We start from the raw sequence: 16,802 nt of genomic DNA on the forward strand, positions 1-16,802 counted from the left end.
CATGACCGCCCAATCGCTTCGTCTCGATCACCTGGTAGTGTCCGCCCGCACGCTCGACGAGGGCACGCAGTACGTCGCCGACACGCTCGGCGTGGCGCCGGCGGGCGGTGGCGCGCATCCGCTGATGCGCACGCACAACCGTTTGCTGAATTTGTGGGACGGCGTGTACCTGGAGGTCATCGCGATCGATCCACAGGCCGCCGACGTAGCGGACGGCGCAGCCGAAGGCGCAACGCCCCGCGCCCGCCTGTTCGCGCTGGACGACCCGGCCACGCAGGCGCGTCTGGAAAAAGGCCCGTTTCTGTCGCACTGGGTCGCGCGGGTCGAGCGCCCGAAGCGCCTCACGGTCTGGCAAGCGCAGTATCCGCAGCGCATTGCGCCGATCGTGCCGATGACGCGCGGCGAATTGACGTGGGGATTGTCGGTGCCCGAAAACGGTGCCTTCCCCGCGTGGCAAGGTGTTGGCGACGGTGTGCTGCCTTCGCTGATCCAATGGGACTCGGCGCGGCATCCGTCGGCAATGTTGCCGGAAACCGGCATCGCGCTGAAAGCCTTGAAAGCCGCGCATCCGCAAGCGGACATCGTGCAGGCGCAATTGCAGTGGCTGGGCGCGGCGCATCTGATCCAGCTGCAGTCCGCGGAAGACACGCCGGCGCTGGTCGCCGAATTCGAAACACCCGACGGTCTACGGACCCTCAAATAAGCAGCGCGCGCGGGTCGCCGACTCGCGCGATAATCGAAGTTTTGACCTGTTCCAGTGATACCAGCCGAGGAGACCATGGACCAAAGCGACTTGAAAGCCCCTACGTGGCAATTGTCCGAACGCGCACGCAAGCTCACGAGCTCGGCGATTCGCGAGATTCTGAAGGTCACGGAGCGGCCTGAAGTCATTTCGTTCGCGGGCGGCCTGCCCTCGCCGGCCACTTTCCCGGCCGAGCGCATGCGCGAAGCCGCCGACCGCATCCTGCGCGACTCGCCGGCCGCCGCCCTGCAATACAGCGCGACCGAAGGCTATCTGCCGTTGCGCGAATGGATCGCGAAGCGCTATTCCGTCAACGGCGCGACGATTCGCCCGAGCCAGGTGCTCATCACCACCGGTTCGCAGCAGGCGCTCGACCTGCTCGGCAAGGTGCTGGTGTGCCCGGACAGCCCCGTGCTGGTGGAAACGCCGACCTACCTCGGTGCGTTGCAGTCGTTCTCGATGTACGAGCCGAAGTACGTGCAGGTGCCCACCGACGAGCAAGGCCTGATTCCCGAAGCGCTCACGCCCGAACTGACGGCCGGCGCGCGTCTGCTGTACGCACAGCCGAACTTCCAGAATCCGACCGGCCGCCGCCTGCCGCTGGAGCGCCGCCGCAAGCTGGCCGAATTCGCGAAGACCGCGCCGTTCCCGGTGATCGAAGACGATCCGTACGGCGCGCTCGACTACGCGGGCGAGCCGCTGCCCACCATGCTCTCCATGGCGCCGGACCACATCGTCCATCTCGGCTCGTTCTCGAAGGTGCTGGCGCCGGGTCTGCGGGTCGGCTACATCATCGCGCCCGAAGAGTTGATCTTCAAACTGGTGCAGGCCAAGCAGGCCACCGACCTGCACACGCCGAGCTTCACGCAGCGCATCGTCTACGAAGTGATCAAGGACGGCTTCCTCGACACGCACGTGCCGACCATCCGCGAGCTGTATCGCGATCAGTGCGCGGCCATGCTGGCGTCGCTCGAAAGCTATATGCCGGAAGGCGTGAGCTGGAATCGTCCGGAAGGCGGCATGTTCGTGTGGGTCGATCTGCCCGCGCAGATCGACAGCATGAAGCTGCTCGAAGAAGCCGTCGCGCAGAACGTCGCGTTCGTGCCGGGCGGTCCGTTCTTCGCGAACGAAGCGCAGCACAACACGCTGCGTCTGTCGTTCGTCACGGTGCCGCCGGCCCAGATCGACGAAGGCGTGGCGCGCCTCGCGGCGCTGATCCGCGCGAAGATCTGAAGCGGCGGCAGTCGCCGGATCGAGTGGCCGGATGAAGCTGGCGTCACGCCACGTCATCCGGCCAGCCCGTCACCGTATTCCACTACTCAAGCAAGGACACGACATGTCTCAAACCAATGTGTACGACAAGCTGAAGGAACTGGGCATCGAATTGCCGAGCGCGGGTGCGCCGGCAGCGGCCTACGTGATGAGCGCGCAAAGCGGCAACACGGTGTTCCTCTCGGGTCACATCGCGAAGAAAGACGGCAAGGTGTGGGTCGGCAAGCTCGGCGCCACGCTCAGCACGGAAGAAGGCAAGGCCGCGGCCCGTTCGATCGCGATCGACCTGATCGCCACCCTGCACGCGCACGTGGGCGATCTGAACCGCGTCACGCGCATCGTCAAGCTGATGAGCCTCGTGAACTCGACGTTCGAATTCACGGAACAGCATCTGGTCACGAACGGCGCGTCCGAGCTGATCGCCGACGTGTTCGGCGAGCGCGGTAAACATGCGCGTTCGGCGTTCGGCGTGGCGCAGATTCCGCTCGGCGCCTGCGTCGAGATCGAGCTGATCGCCGAAGTCGAGTAAGCGCTGCGCGGGCTTTGCCCGCAAGCCGCATCGACGCGCCGCGAGTGTCCATCACTCGCGGCGCGTTTTGCTTTGTGCAGAGGTAGATCGTTCCCGCATCCCCAGGTAGAATCCGCGCACACACATTCTGCAGGACTCGCCGGAGCGCGCCTGATGTCCGCCAACTTTGTTCGTTTCAAACAGGTCGATGTGTTCACATCGGTACCGTTCAAAGGCAATCCGCTGGCGGTCGTGTTCGACGCCGACGCGCTCGACGCGGATCAGATGCAATCCATCGCGCACTGGACGAATCTCTCCGAAACGATCTTCGTGCTCCCGCCCACCGATCCGGCTGCAGACTATCGCATACGCATTTTCACGACGCACGGCGAGTTGCCGTTTGCCGGGCATCCCACGCTCGGCGCTGCGCACGCGTTGCTTGAGAGCGGCTATCGACCCAAAACGCCTGGCATGCTGGTCCAGCAATGCGGCGTGGGTCTGGTCGAACTGCAAAGTCTTCCCGGCGCCGATGGCTGGGCGTTCGCCGCGCCGCCTGCCCGCATGACCCCGCTACCCGCCGATCGCTATGCGGCATTGGCTACGGCTTTGCGTAGCGACGCCGTAGATTTCAGCGCGCCGCCTTGCGCGGTCGACAACGGTGCGCCATGGCTCGTGGTCCGCGTCGATTCGGCGCAGGACTGTCTCGCCCTCGCCCCCGACGAAGCCGCGCTCGCCGACATCGTCAATTCGATGGAGACGCATGGTCTGGCCGTCTACGGTCCGCATGACGCCGATGGCCCGGCTACGTTCGAGATTCGCTGCCTGATGGTGGGCGGTCGCTTCGGCCTGGGTGAAGACCCCGTGACCGGCAGCGCCAACGCCGCGCTCGCGGGCTTGCTGAGCGCGCAACAACGACGCCCCGGCTCGCACTACACGACACGTCAGGGCACGGCGCTCGGTCGCGCGGGCAATGTGTCGGTGCGCTATGACGACGCAGCTGTTAAAACCTGGATCGGCGGACAGTCGGTGACGATTGTCGACGGCACGTTCAGGATGCCATGAGGGGCACCGACGCGGGTTCACGACATGCAAGGCGCGTCGCGCCGTCCCCGACTGCCGGACACTGCAGCGTTTGCATAACTGTTGCGCATGGCAAGCCGCATACCGCGACCATGCGATGCACGACGCATGGCGCGCCACATGATGGTGTCGAACGAGTACGGCAAAGGCCTGGCAGACCTGAATACCCGACTGCGGGAATACCCGCTGATGGCACGACGATCCGGCATTGCCGGCCGGCGAGCCAGGCACGGATTCCGACGAATCACTCGAAAACGATTGCGTGGCCGCAGCGCCGCGACTGGCCTCGTGGTCTGCGCACCAAGGCGATGCGAGCCGATTGCTGCGCCCGCGTATACCCGATGCATCGACACTTCCTTAATCCAGTGGCATTAAGTAATATCGAATCGTATCCGATGACCGGCGGATGCCTACACACGACACCACGCCCTATTCCCTGCGCAGCAGTTCCGGCACCTTGGTCTCCATGCAGCCATACATGAAATCAGCGCAGTCGATCCTCGCGCAGTTGCAATCGGACAGCGCCGGCGCCCGGGCCGCCCGATGAGTCAGCCGCGTTTTTCCGACCAGCGCGAAGCCAAACCCCGCCGCGATCCCGCTGTGTCGCGCCGGCGCGCCCTGCTCGCCATTCCGGCACTCGGTGTGCTCGTGCTCGTCCTGCTCTGGACCGTGATCTTCGCGCGTCTGTCGGTCGAGAAAGACGCCACCTATCGCGAGGCCATGGCCTCTGCTGCAATCCTCTCCGCGGCGCTCGAACAGCATACGGTCAAGGCTATCCACCAGGTCGACCAGATCACGCGTTTCGTCAAATACGAGTTCGAGAAAACCCCGAATCGCTTCGATCTGGCGAGCACGGTCGAGAAAGGCGTCGTGCAAAGCGAAACACTGGTTCAGGTTTCGCTCATCGACGAACACGGCAAGCTGATTGCCAATACGGCCGAACTCAATCCAAAACACATCGACCTGTCCGACCGCGAACACTTCAAGGTCCACGAACACGAAAACGACGACCAGTTGTTCATCAGCAAGCCGGTGCTCGGCCGCGTCTCGGGCCACTGGACCTTGCAGATGACGCGGCGTCTGAATCATCCGGACGGCTCGTTCGCGGGTGTCGTGGTGGTGTCGGAAGATCCGAGCTATTTCACCAGCGACTTCTACAACAACGCGGCCATCGGCCGTGAAGGCGTGATCGCGGTGATCTCCGATAACGGCACCGTGCTCGCACGCCGCACCGGCAGCGCCGACAGCGTCAACGGCACGTTTTCCGCGAGCGGTTCGTATCCGACCTCCGAACACGTGTCGGGCACCTATGTCGATTCGATCGACAACGTGACGCGCATCGTCTCGTACCGTCATATCGACGGCTATCCGCTCGGCGTGCTGGTCGGCCTCTCGCAAGCCGAAGAATTCGCCGACTACAACCACACGCGCAACGTCTATCTGCTGATGGCCGGCTTCATCTCGCTCGCCATGCTGAGTTTCTTCGCGGTGGCCACGGGCCTGATCGGCAAATTGCTCGGCCGCGAGCGCGAGATGACGCATCTGGTCGAATACGATCTGCTCACCGGCTTGCGCAATCGTTACGCAACCTTGCAGACCCTGCGGCACGATGTTGCGCAGCCGGCCAATCTCGGGCGCCTCGCGATTCTCTTCATCGACCTCGACAACTTCAAGACGGTCAATGACACACTTGGCCACAATGCCGGCGATATCGTGCTGCAAATGACGGCCTCGCGCCTCGCCACCGCGGTCAGCGACGGCGGCGCGTTGAGCCGCATCGGCGGCGACGAGTTCGTCGTGGTGATCAAGGGCGATGATGTCGAGAAGCGCGCCGTGACGATTGCCGAGGCGGCGCTGGAAGCGTTCGCCAAGCCGTTCGAAGTACGCGGCAGTTCGTTCGTGCTGCATGCGAGCATCGGCATCGCGCTCTATTCCGTCGTCAACGAAAGCGAGATCGACCTGCTGAAGAAGGCCGACCTCGCCATGTACAGCGCGAAAGACGCGGGCAAGAACTGCTACCAGTTCTTCTCGCCGCAACTCTCGCATCGCGCCGACCATTTGATGAAATGGGAACAGCAGTTGCGCGTCGCGCTTGCCGAAGGGCAACTGTTCCTCGCCTATCAGCCGAAGATCGATCTGACACGGCGCTGCATTACCGGCTTCGAAGCGCTGGTGCGCTGGAATCATCCGCAACACGGCCTGATTCCGGCCAACGAATTCATTCCGGTTGCCGAGTCCACCGGACTGATCGTGCCGATCGGCGACTTCGTGATCGAAACCGCTTGCCGGCAACTGGCGATCTGGCAGCAGCAAGGTTATGACACACTTTCGCTGGCGGTGAATATTTCCGCGGTGCAGTTCTGGCGCGGCGATCTGTACGAGACGGTCTCGCATGCCATCGAGGAAACCGGCATTTCCGCGCGCCGCCTCGAACTGGAAATCACCGAGACGGCGATGATGGAATATCCCGAACTCGTCTCCGAAAAGATCTTCGCGCTGAAGCGGCTCGGCGTGCGTATCGCGCTCGACGATTTCGGCACCGGCTATTCGTCGCTGTCGTATCTGAACCGCTTCTCGGTCGATACACTGAAGGTCGACCGCTCCTTCATCCAAGCCATTCCGGGCGACCGCAGCGTGTGCGTGATGGTCACGGCCATCGTCAATCTGGCGCGCTCGCTCGGGCTTACCGTAGTGGTGGAAGGCACCGAGACCGAGGAGCAGATTGCGTGGCTCGCCGCGCTCGGTCACATCGAGGCGCAGGGTTTCCTGTTCTCGCGTCCGGTTCCCGTCGACGCCATTCCGGCCCTGCTGGAACGCTTCGGCGTATGCGGCATCGCAGAGCGGCGCACCGAGCAGGTTGCCGCAACCATCACCGGCGTCAATTCGGATCGCTGAGCGGCGCGCCGGGTTGCGGTCGCGCAACCGCTTTGTTTCGAAGCCACCGCGCCGCTACAAAACCGGCTACATTTCACGCTGTACCGCGTGAATGTGCGTGCATGCAGGTGATTGCACGTCAGTCCACGACCCTGCGCGGCACCGGCGACCGGCCGCACCAATCCAATACGACGATGATCCCGGAGGACGGGCGCCTGCTTGCACGGCGCTCGTGACGCCATGCAGACGATCACCAGCCAGAACGCAGCAAGACGAGGAGAACGGGAACGGCTATGGACGCTCTTCCGGGTGGTGTGCGGCCTGTCGGCGCTGTCGTGGGGCGGTCTCGCGCTGATGGCGCAACTCGAAAACCATTACGTCGAACGCGAAGGACGACTCTCGCGCGTCGCGTTTTCCGACCTGATCGCGCTGGCGTGGATGGTGCCCGGTCCGGTGGGATGCAACGTGGCCGTGCAACTCGGGCATGCACTGCGCGGACGTGCCGGCGCGTGGGTGGCCGGCATCGCGAGTGTGCTGCCCTTTTTCGTGCTGATGACGGCCTTCGCGATCTTCTATCGCACGCCGCTCGTGCGCGCCGCCGCTTCGCAAACCCTGCTGAATCACTTCAGCGTGGTACTCGCGACATTGATCGCCATCACCTGGTACAAACAGACGCGCGCGCTGGTGCGCGGCAAGCTCGAATGGTTTGCCACGGTGTTCGGCTGCGTGGCGCTGTTCTATGCACGCAGCCCCGCAGCCTACGTGCTGATGCTCGGCGCCGCGTTCGGCAGCGGCTGGCTCGTGAGCCCGGTGCGCAACGCGCGGATCGTCGTGTCGATCGGACGCAGCGACTGGCAGTTGCTCGCCGGCCTGTGCGTGCTGCTGATGCTGTTCGCGCTGCCCTTGCCGCATCGCTACGAACTGCCGCTTTTGTGGCCGCGCCTCGCGGGCGCCGGCATGACCCTGTTCGGCGGCGGCTTCTCCGCACTGCCGGTGCTCAAGACACTATTCGTGACGCCGGCGGTGGGCGTGTCGGACAACGACTTCACGCTGGCGTTTTCGTTGTCGCCGTTGTCGCCGGGGCCTCTGCTGAATGTCGTGCCGTTCTTCGGCTATCTGGTGGACGGCTGGGTCGGCGCGCTGATCGCGACGCTCGCGCTGTTCGTGCCGTCGGGATGTCTCGTGATACTCGCGCAGCGCCATCTGCACCAGTTGAAAGCCAATCCGCGCTTCGAACACGGCATGCGGATTCTGCGCGCCGTCACCACCGCGTTCCTCGCGGTCGCCGTCTTGCGGATTGCCGCGCGCGTGCCGTTTCAACCGGCGTATCTGCTCACCGCGCTGTTTTCCGGCATGTGCTTCGCGAAGCTCAAGCTGCCGGTGTACGTGGTGTACGGAACGGTAGCCGTGGCCTGCGGACTATGGCTCGTGTACGGGGCGACGCACTAAACCGCGTCGCTTCCCGCTTCATTTCCATTGAGCCAGATTCAGAAGCCGCGCGACAGCACCGCGACACCGATCGTCACGACGCCCAGCACGATATTGACCAGCACCAGGCGCCGGATCGTGCCGACCGCGCGTGCGCCGTCCGGCCACTTTTGCGCCTGCACGGCGCGGCGAATACGCGGAAACACGGCGAAGCGGATGTGCCCGAAGATCAGCATCATGACGATGCCCAGACCCGCCATAGCATGCAACGGCCACGTGGCGTGACCGCCGCCGAATTGCATCAGCAGAAAGCCGCCCGTGAGCAGGATCACCAGCACGGCGGCGGCGACCCAGTTGAAAAAGCGGCTGAACACAGATTCCCACAAGGGCAGCCGCAATTGCGGCGAAAGATCGGCAATGGCCGGGCGCAGGCAGAAATGCGCGAAGATCATCCCACCCACCCACACCGCGACGGCGAGCAGGTGCAGAAAGAGTGCGAGTTCGATAGCTTTGTTCATGTTGTTTTCCTCTCCCGACGACACCACGCCGCTTATGACGAATGATATTTGCAGCGGCTATTGAGCGCATTCGACCACACGTTATACGCGCAGTTCCACACGTTCGCAGTGTCTTGACGATCTTTGTAGTTGTTATTGCGGCAGCAACCGATACGTTGGCGACGCCACACCCCGATTTTCGACGACTCACGACGCGCGCTTCATCTGCGAATGAAGGCGCGCGCCGCGTTGCTGCTTTCCTGCCTGGTGACCGATATCGCGCGGGTAATGCGCTGATATCGCGCCGATATCGCGCGTCGGCGCTGCGCCTTAACCCGCCAGCACCGGACGCATGCTGTCGAGCTTCATCTTGCTCTCCGGCGCACGGCCCTTGCGCGCGCGCTTGCCGACATGCGGCGTGAGCGCGGCGCCGCTCAGTTTCTCTTCGTCCACACGGCCGCCACGACGCGTGCCGATCAGCATGAGACCCGCCTGGTTGATCGAGAGCGCCTGAACCAGTGTTTCGTTTTCGTCGAGCGCCATGAGCGTGACGCCGCGACCGCCACCCGACAACGTCTTCATTTCGTCGAGACCGAACACCAGCAGACGGCCGCCCGACGACAGACACGCGATATGCGTGGCGTCCGGCAGCATCGGCATCGGTGCGAGCGGTGCCGCGCCGGCGTCGATGGTCATGAACGACTTGCCGGCCTTCACGCGGCTCACCATATCGCCGACCTTCGCGACGAAGCCGAAGCCGTTGCTCGACGCGAGCAGCAACGCCTGATCGGCGGACGCCGCGTAGTAATGCATCAGATGGCTGCCCGACTCGAGTTCGATCAGCGAAGTGACCGGCACGCCGTCGCCACGACCGCCCGGCAGCATGGCCACCGCCACCGAATACACGCGGCCGTTGCTGCCCCACGCCACCAGCGTATCCGGCGTGCGGCACTGGAACGCCGCATAGAGACCGTCGCCGGCCTTGAAGGTGAAGCCCGCCGTGTCGAGCCCGTGGCCCTTGAGCGCGCGCACCCAGCCGCGCTGCGACACCACCACCGTCACCGGTTCGTCCACCACGCGTGCTTCGAACGTGGCGCGCTTTTCCTGCTGGATCAGCGTGCGACGCTCGTCGCCGTATTGCTTCGCGTCGCCCTCGATTTCCTTGATGAGCAGACGCTTCATGGCCGACTCGCTGCCGAGCAGTTCTTCAAGCTTGGCCTTCTCGTCGCGCAACTCCGACAGTTCCTTCTCGATCTTGATCTTTTCGAGCCGCGCCAACTGACGCAAGCGAATTTCGAGAATGTCTTCGGCCTGACGGTCGGACAAACCGAATGCCGCCATCAGCGCGACCTTCGGTTCATCGGACTCGCGAATGATGCGGATGACTTCGTCGATATTCAGGAAGACGATCATCCGGCCTTCGAGAATATGGATGCGGTCGTCGACCTTGGTCAGACGATGACGCGTGCGGCGCGTCACGGTGGCGAAGCGGAACGCGATCCACTCGTGCAGGATTTCGCTCAAGCCCTTCTGACGCGGACGACCGTCGCCGCCCACCATCACCATGTTCAGCGACGCGTTCGATTCGAGGCTCGTATGCGCGAGCAGCGTATTGACGAAGTCGGTCTGGTCGATGCGGCTCGACTTCGGTTCGAACACGAGACGCACCGGCGCATCGCGGCCCGATTCGTCGCGCACGGCGTCGAGCAACGCCAGCATGGTCTGCTTGGTCTGCAATTGCTCGGGCGTGAGCGCCTTCTTGCCGAGCTTGATCTTCGGATTGGTCTGCTCTTCGATTTCTTCGAGCACCTTCTGCGCAGCCGTGTTCGGCGGCAGTTCGGTGATGACCAGTTGCCACTGGCCGCGCGCGAGTTCCTCGATCTTCCAGCGCGCCCGGACCTTCAGGCTGCCGCGACCGCTTTCGTAGGCCGCGGAGATTTCGGCGTCGCTCGAAATGATCTGGCCACCGCCCGGGAAATCCGGCCCGGCGATGTGCTGCATCAATTCCGCGTGTTCGATCTTCGGATTGCGGATCATCGCGACGGTCGCGGCCGCGACTTCGCGCAGGTTGTGGGACGGAATTTCCGTCGCCAGACCCACGGCAATGCCCGATGCGCCGTTCAGCAGCACGAACGGCAGACGCGCCGGCAGCAGCCTCGGCTCTTCGGACGAACCGTCGTAGTTCGGCATGAAGTCGACCGTGCCCTGGTCGATCTCTTCGAGCAGCAGCTTGGCGATCGGCGTGAGACGCGCTTCGGTGTATCGCATGGCCGCGGCGCCGTCGCCGTCTCGCGAACCGAAGTTGCCCTGACCGTCGATCAGCGGATAGCGCATCGAAAAATCTTGCGCGAGACGCACGAGCGCGTCGTACGCCGACTGGTCGCCGTGCGGGTGATACTTACCCAGCACGTCGCCGACCACCCGCGCCGACTTGACCGGCTTGGCGTTGTCGGACAGACCCATGTCGTTCATCGCGAACAGGATGCGGCGCTGCACCGGCTTCTGGCCGTCGCACACATCCGGCAGCGCGCGTCCCTTCACCACGCTCACCGCGTAGTCGAGATACGCGCGTTCCGCGTAGTTGCCGAGCGTCAGGAAATCGCCCTCGGGAGGCGGCGGCTCGTTGAAAAGGTCGAGAGTGTTGTCGTCGTCCATCTAGATTCCGTATCCGTGTTTGGCGTGAAGTGTGGTGCGAAAGCGGCGCGCTGCAACGAGCGCGCTCAGATATCCGCTTCGACTTCGTTGCCCTTTTCTTCCAGCCAGCTGCGGCGCGACGCCGCTTCGCCCTTGCCCATCAGCATGGTCATGCGCGCGACCGTGGCGTCGTAGTCGAGTTCGCCGAGCGCGACCGGCGTGAGACGCCGCGTGTCCGGGTTCATCGTGGTGTCCCACAACTGCTCCGCGCTCATTTCGCCGAGACCCTTGAAGCGGCTGATCGACCATTGCGTATCGCGCACGCCGTCCTTGCGCAGCTTGTCGAGGATCGCTTCGAGTTCGCCGTCGTCCAGCGCGTAGAGCTTCTGCGCCGGCTTCTTGCCGCGCGCCGGTGCGTCGACCCGGAACAGCGGCGGACGCGCCACGCACACATGGCCGCGCTCGATCAGTTGCGGAAAGTGCTTGAAGAACAGCGTGAGCAACAGCACCTGAATGTGCGAGCCGTCGACGTCCGCGTCCGACAGGATGCAGATCTTGCCGTAACGCAGATTGGACAGATCCACCTTGTCGTCCGGGCTGTGCGGATCGACGCCGATCGCCACCGAGATGTCGTGCACTTCGTTGTTGGCGAACAGGCGGTCGCGCTCGGTTTCCCACGTGTTCAACACTTTGCCGCGCAACGGCAAGATCGCCTGGTATTCCTTATCGCGGCCCATCTTCGCCGAACCGCCGGCCGAGTCGCCCTCGACGAGGAACAGTTCGTTGCGGCCGATTTCCGTCGACTCGCAATCGGTCAGCTTGCCGGGCAGCACGGCGACGCCCGAACTCTTGCGCTTCTCGACCTTCTGGCCTGCGCGCGTGCGCGCCTGCGCCTGCTTGATGACGAGGTCCGCGAGCTTCTTGCCGTGCTCGACGTGCTGGTTCAGCCACAATTCGAGCGCCGGTCGCGCGAACGACGACACCAGCTTCACCGCGTCGCGGCTATTCAGGCGCTCCTTGATTTGCCCCTGGAACTGCGGATCGAGCACCTTCGCCGACAGCACGAACGAAACGCGCGCGAACACGTCTTCCGCGAGCAGCTTCACGCCCTTGGGCTGCAGATTGTGCAGTTCCACGAAACTCCTCACGGCCTGGAAAAGGCCGTCGCGCAAACCGGATTCGTGCGTGCCGCCCGCGGGTGTCGGAATCAGGTTGACGTAGGACTCGCGCATCAGCGGACCTTCCTCGCTCCAGGCGACGACCCACGCCGCGCCCTCGCCTTCCGCGAAGGTCTCTTCGCTCGCACGCGAGTTTTCGGCGTAGCGCTCACCTTCGAACAGCGGAATCAGCAGATCGCTGCCGTTCATGCCTTCGAGCAGATAGCCGCGCAAACCGTCTTCGTATTTCCAGCTTTGCTGCTCACCGGTTTTCTCGTTGACGAGCGTGACTTCCACGCCCGGCAGCAGCACCGCTTTCGAGCGCAGCAGACGTTGCAATTCGCCGAGCGGCAGGTTCGGCGAGTCGAAATATTTCGGATTGGCCCACGCGGTGACGCGCGTGCCCGACTTCTTTTCGCCCTTGGCCGCGGCGCGCACTTCGAGTTCTTTGGCGACGTCGCCATTGGCGAAACTGAGCGAGGCGACCTTGTTGTCGCGCCAGACGGTGACGTCGAGGCGCGTGGACAGCGCGTTGGTGACCGACACGCCGACGCCGTGCAGGCCGCCCGAGAACGTGTAGGCGCCGCCCGCGGCCTTGTCGAACTTGCCGCCGGCATGCAGGCGCGTGAAAACGATCTCGACGACCGGCACGCCTTCTTCCGGATGCAGGCCGAACGGAATGCCGCGGCCGTCGTCTTCGACCGAGACCGAATGGTCCGCGTGCAGCGTGACCGTGATTTGCCGGCCGTAGCCGCCGAGGGCTTCGTCCGACGCGTTGTCGATGACTTCCTGAATGATGTGCAGCGGATTCTCGGTGCGGGTGTACATGCCGGGTCGTTGCTTGACCGGCTCCAGGCCCTTCAACACCTTGATCGACGCTTCGCTATACGCGGCGTTTGGCTTTTTCGTAGACATGGTTGACTCGGGTCCGTCGGTTCATCGTTGTCCACAGCTCCTGTGGACAGGTCCGTGGACAATGCGTTGAGTTTTCAAAAAAAGCGAAACGAAACAACGGGGTTAGGAGGAGTGCCCGCACGGCGGGCAAACTGTTTTCGACGCCTCGCTTCCCTTTGGCGCGCTCGACGGCGGTTCGATGCCGGCTCGACTATAGCCGCACCGCGCGCTCACCGGTAATGCTGCCGGGGGAAGCCTGTTCGCGGGGTATTTTACTGATTTCGATACAGGCGGCAATTCACGGTGCGCTGGATTAGCCGTTTGGATAAGGGACGGCGCCCTGTTCCGATCAATTTTGAGATCGAAATGGCGCGCGGCGCAAACTCGCCGCGCGCCATGGAGACGGTGAGCGCGACGGCAAAACCCGCCGCGCCCGCATCTTATTTACGCTTGTTTTCCAGCTCGTCCCAGCGTTCCAGCGCGATCAGCAATTCTTCTTCGATCGCGGCGTAGCGGGCGGTCAGGCGCGTGCCTTCCGCGGCGTCTCTGGCAAACACCGACCCGTCTTCGAGTTGCGCGCCGATGGTTTTCTGCTCGGCCTCGAGTTCGGCGATTTTGGCCGGCAATGCTTCGAGTTCGCGCTGGTCCTTGAACGACAGCTTGGCCGCGCGTTGCGGCGCACGGCTCGCGCCGGTGTCTTTCGGCGCCGCTTCCTTGACGGTTTCTTTTTGCGCGTCCTGCGCCATCTGCTGCGAGCGGTCGCGCTGAATCTGCCAGTCGGTGAAGCCGCCCACGTATTCGCGCCACTTGCCGCCGCCTTCCGATGCGATCACCGAGGTCGCGACGTTGTCGAGAAACGCGCGGTCGTGGCTGACCAGCAGGACCGTGCCGTCGTATTCGGTGAGCAGTTCTTCGAGCAGTTCGAGCGTCGGGATGTCGAGGTCGTTGGTCGGTTCGTCGAGCACCAGCACGTTGGCCGGACGGGCGAACAGACGCGCCAGCAGCAGCCGGTTGCGCTCGCCGCCCGAGAGCGACTTGACCGGCGAACGCGCGCGTTCCGGCGCGAACAGGAAGTCGCCGAGATAGCTCATCACGTGCTTCTTCTGGCCATTCACTTCGACCCATTCGCTGCCTGGGCTGATCGTGTCGGCGAGGCTCTTTTCCAGATCGAGTTGCGCGCGCATCTGGTCGAAATACGCGACCTGCAGGTTGGTGCCGACGCGCACCGTGCCTTCGTCCGGCGGCAATTCGCCGAGGATCATCTTCAGCAGCGTGGTTTTGCCCGCGCCGTTCGGACCGACGAAGCCGATCTTGTCGCCGCGCATGACCGTGGCCGTGAAATTGTCGACCACCGTGCGCGAACCATAGCGCTTGGTGACGTCGGTCAGTTCGGCGACAATCTTGCCCGACTTCTCGCCCTGGCCCACGTCGAGTTTGACGTTGCCCTGCACGTTGCGGCGCTCGGCGCGCTCGTTGCGCATTTCCACGAGACGCGCGATCCGGCCGACACTACGCGTGCGGCGCGCTTCCACGCCTTTGCGAATCCACACTTCTTCCTGCGCGAGCAGTTTGTCGAACTTGGCCGCTTCCACCTGTTCGATTTCGAGTTGCTGCGCCTTGCGCGTCTGGTACGCCGAGAAATTGCCCGGATACGACAGCAGACGCCCGCGATCCAATTCGACGATGCGCGTGGCGACGCGATCGAGGAACGCGCGATCGTGGGTGATGAACAGCAGACCCGCGCGCAGCGACACCAGTAGTTCTTCGAGCCAGCGGATGCCGTCGAAATCGAGGTGGTTGGTCGGCTCGTCGAGCAGCAGCACGTCCGGTTGCACGACCAGCGCGCGCGCCAGCGCGACGCGCTTCTGCATCCCGCCCGACAGCGAACCGACACGCGCCTCGCCGTTCAGACCGATCTGCTGGAGCGTGGTGGCCACTCGCGTGCTCCAGTTCCATGCGTCGGAGTGGTCGAGTTCCGATTGCAGCGTGTTCATGCGCGACATCAGGTCGTCGTGCGCCGGGCCTTCGGGCTCGTCGGCAAGCTGGTTGGCGACCGCGTCGTATTCGTCCAGCAACGCGCGGGCGCGCGTCAGGCCGGCGGCGACCGCTTCGAACACCGTGTCGTCCGTATCGAACTCCGGTTCCTGCGGCACGTAGACCGAAGTCAGGCCCTGCTGGCGCGTGATCAGGCCGTCGTCCGGCTTGCTCAGATCGGCGACGATCTTCAGCAGCGACGACTTGCCCGCGCCGTTACGGCCGATCAGCCCGACGCGTTCGCCCGCTTCGAGGGAGAAATCCGCGTGATCGAGCAACGCGACGTGACCGAAAGCCAGTTGGGCTCCGGTAATGGTGTAAAGCGACATGGAGAATTGGAGAAAACAGCGATGAGTCGGAACTGCCCATTGTACCGGGCGCAGCAGCGGGTGCCTGTCTGGCGGAAGAGATAGATCGAATGGCCGGCTTGTCGTCCGTGGGGCCGGGATGCAGCCTGCCCGGCGGACGGTGCTGCGATTGGCAGCGGCGGCAACGGCGGGCCGGATCTTCGGATCGCCGCCGGACGCGTCGCCCGCTTGCTGCGGCGCGTCCGGCGGCGTTCGGCGCTTATTTCACGTGGACGGTGATCGTCTTGCTCATTTCCGGACCATAGGAGCGGTGCATGCCGTCGCCGAATTGCAGCGTCAGCGTATGGTCGCCGGGCGGCAAGGTCAGGTCGGTTTCGGTCTGGCCCTTGCCGAAGTGCAGCGACTTGTCGGTTGCGGGAATGACTTCGCCCTTCGCGAGCGGCTTGCCGTCGATCAACAGATGATGATGGCCCGTGCCATCCGTCATCGTGCCGGCGGGCGCGATTTTCATGCCGTCGACGCCGAATACGACGTGGACCGGATTGCTCACCGTCGCGCCGTCTTTCGGCTCGACGAACGAGACGCTCGCCGCCTGCGCCAGCCCCGACACCGCCAGCGATCCGACCAGCACCACGCCGGCCAACCAGTTGTTCCTGAACATCGTTCTTCTCCTTTTTGGGAAAACGCAAACGTGCGCGGACCGTTGCGCGGCGCGGACGACACCGGCCGACTGAGGCCGATCGTCGCAATGCATGCCGACTCGACCGCGCGGCGGTCCAACAAACTAGCTGCGGATCAGAGCATACACGCTGTCCATGATGATTTCCGCCGCACGAGCCCGCCCAGGGCGCAGTCGCTTTGCGGCGCTGCGACATCGGTAAAAACGGCCCAACTGACAAATTCCGGTAATATTGCGGGTCGCCGCCGTGCCCAAAAAAGGGGCAGACTGAGCGGATCATTGCATCGAACCAAAGAAGAGTACGTCGTGAGCGAAGTAATTGAAGTGACTGAATACAAGAGCTGGGTCTGCCTGATTTGCGGCTGGATCTACAACGAAGAAGAAGGCCTGCCTGAAGAAGGTATCGCCCCGGGCACGCGCTTCGCCGCGATTCCGGACGACTGGCGCTGTCCGCTGTGCGACGTGGGCAAGGCCGAGTTCGCGGTGGTCGAATTCTGATGGCAACGGCTTGAATCGATACGAATCGCGACCAGCGGGCCGTTAGAACGGTCTGGCGGTTTGCGCGGCCCGGCGGAGTGATTTCCGTCGGGCCGTTTGTTTTTTAGGGCGGCGGGCGACCGGTGAAACGCCGCGATTGCATCGACGCCGCGCGCCGCTCGTACGCCTTACCGCGCGCCGCCAACGCTGTTCCCGCG

General features: G+C 63.8%; 12 protein-coding genes. 7 read left to right on the forward strand and 5 right to left on the reverse strand.

What is annotated here, in order from left to right:
* Position 1: 1 nt before the first annotated feature.
* The 6 genes from P3T18_RS06405 (at position 2) to P3T18_RS06430 (ending at position 7,925) form a co-directional block, all read left to right on the forward strand.
* Positions 2-703: a VOC family protein gene (locus tag P3T18_RS06405; RefSeq protein ID WP_429299100.1), complete on the forward strand. Its 702-nt coding sequence runs from the start codon at positions 2-4 to the stop codon at positions 701-703.
* Between the two features lie 75 nt (positions 704-778).
* Positions 779-1,975 carry a PLP-dependent aminotransferase family protein gene (locus tag P3T18_RS06410; RefSeq protein ID WP_429299101.1) on the forward strand — a complete coding sequence of 399 codons (1,197 nt, stop codon included), beginning with the start codon at positions 779-781 and terminating at the stop codon, positions 1,973-1,975.
* A gap of 103 nt (positions 1,976-2,078) precedes the next feature.
* On the forward strand, positions 2,079-2,543 hold the full coding sequence (locus tag P3T18_RS06415) for a RidA family protein (protein ID WP_429299102.1): 465 nt from the start codon (positions 2,079-2,081) through the stop codon (positions 2,541-2,543).
* Between the two features lie 153 nt (positions 2,544-2,696).
* Positions 2,697-3,584: a PhzF family phenazine biosynthesis protein gene (locus P3T18_RS06420; protein ID WP_429299103.1), complete on the forward strand. Its 888-nt coding sequence runs from the start codon at positions 2,697-2,699 to the stop codon at positions 3,582-3,584.
* A gap of 561 nt (positions 3,585-4,145) precedes the next feature.
* The gene (locus P3T18_RS06425; protein ID WP_429299104.1) at positions 4,146-6,497 is read left to right on the forward strand and encodes a bifunctional diguanylate cyclase/phosphodiesterase; all 2,352 of its coding nucleotides are present in this window, start codon (positions 4,146-4,148) and stop codon (positions 6,495-6,497) included.
* A 219-nt stretch (positions 6,498-6,716) separates the two neighbouring features.
* Entirely contained in the window at positions 6,717-7,925 is a 1,209-nt protein-coding gene (locus P3T18_RS06430) for a chromate transporter (RefSeq protein WP_429299105.1), read from the forward strand.
* 38 nt (positions 7,926-7,963) lie between these two features.
* On the opposite strand, the gene P3T18_RS06435 is transcribed toward P3T18_RS06430, so the two are convergent.
* From P3T18_RS06435 to P3T18_RS06455, 5 genes are all read right to left on the reverse strand, one after another.
* Positions 7,964-8,422 (reverse strand): CopD family protein, encoded by a 459-nt coding sequence (locus P3T18_RS06435; protein WP_429299106.1) that lies wholly within the window; start codon positions 8,420-8,422, stop codon positions 7,964-7,966.
* Positions 8,423-8,731: 309 nt separating this feature from the next.
* Positions 8,732-11,056, reverse strand: coding sequence for a DNA topoisomerase IV subunit A (gene parC / locus P3T18_RS06440; RefSeq protein WP_429299107.1), 2,325 nt, complete (start codon positions 11,054-11,056; stop codon positions 8,732-8,734).
* A gap of 65 nt (positions 11,057-11,121) precedes the next feature.
* Positions 11,122-13,107 carry a DNA topoisomerase IV subunit B gene (locus P3T18_RS06445; RefSeq protein ID WP_429299108.1) on the reverse strand — a complete coding sequence of 662 codons (1,986 nt, stop codon included), beginning with the start codon at positions 13,105-13,107 and terminating at the stop codon, positions 11,122-11,124.
* Positions 13,108-13,526: 419 nt separating this feature from the next.
* A complete protein-coding gene (locus P3T18_RS06450; RefSeq protein ID WP_429299109.1) occupies positions 13,527-15,449 on the reverse strand; it encodes an ATP-binding cassette domain-containing protein in 1,923 nt (640 codons plus the stop codon).
* 238 nt (positions 15,450-15,687) lie between these two features.
* Positions 15,688-16,089, reverse strand: coding sequence for a DUF4399 domain-containing protein (locus P3T18_RS06455; RefSeq protein ID WP_429299110.1), 402 nt, complete (start codon positions 16,087-16,089; stop codon positions 15,688-15,690).
* 324 nt (positions 16,090-16,413) lie between these two features.
* On the opposite strand from P3T18_RS06455, the gene P3T18_RS06460 reads away from it, so the two are divergent.
* Positions 16,414-16,605, forward strand: coding sequence for a rubredoxin (locus tag P3T18_RS06460; protein WP_074285028.1), 192 nt, complete (start codon positions 16,414-16,416; stop codon positions 16,603-16,605).
* The last annotated feature ends 197 nt before the right edge of the window (positions 16,606-16,802 follow it).

The sequence above is a fragment of the Paraburkholderia sp. GAS199 genome, assembly GCF_050436585.1.
In the GTDB taxonomy this organism is placed as follows: Bacteria; Pseudomonadota; Gammaproteobacteria; order Burkholderiales; family Burkholderiaceae; genus Paraburkholderia.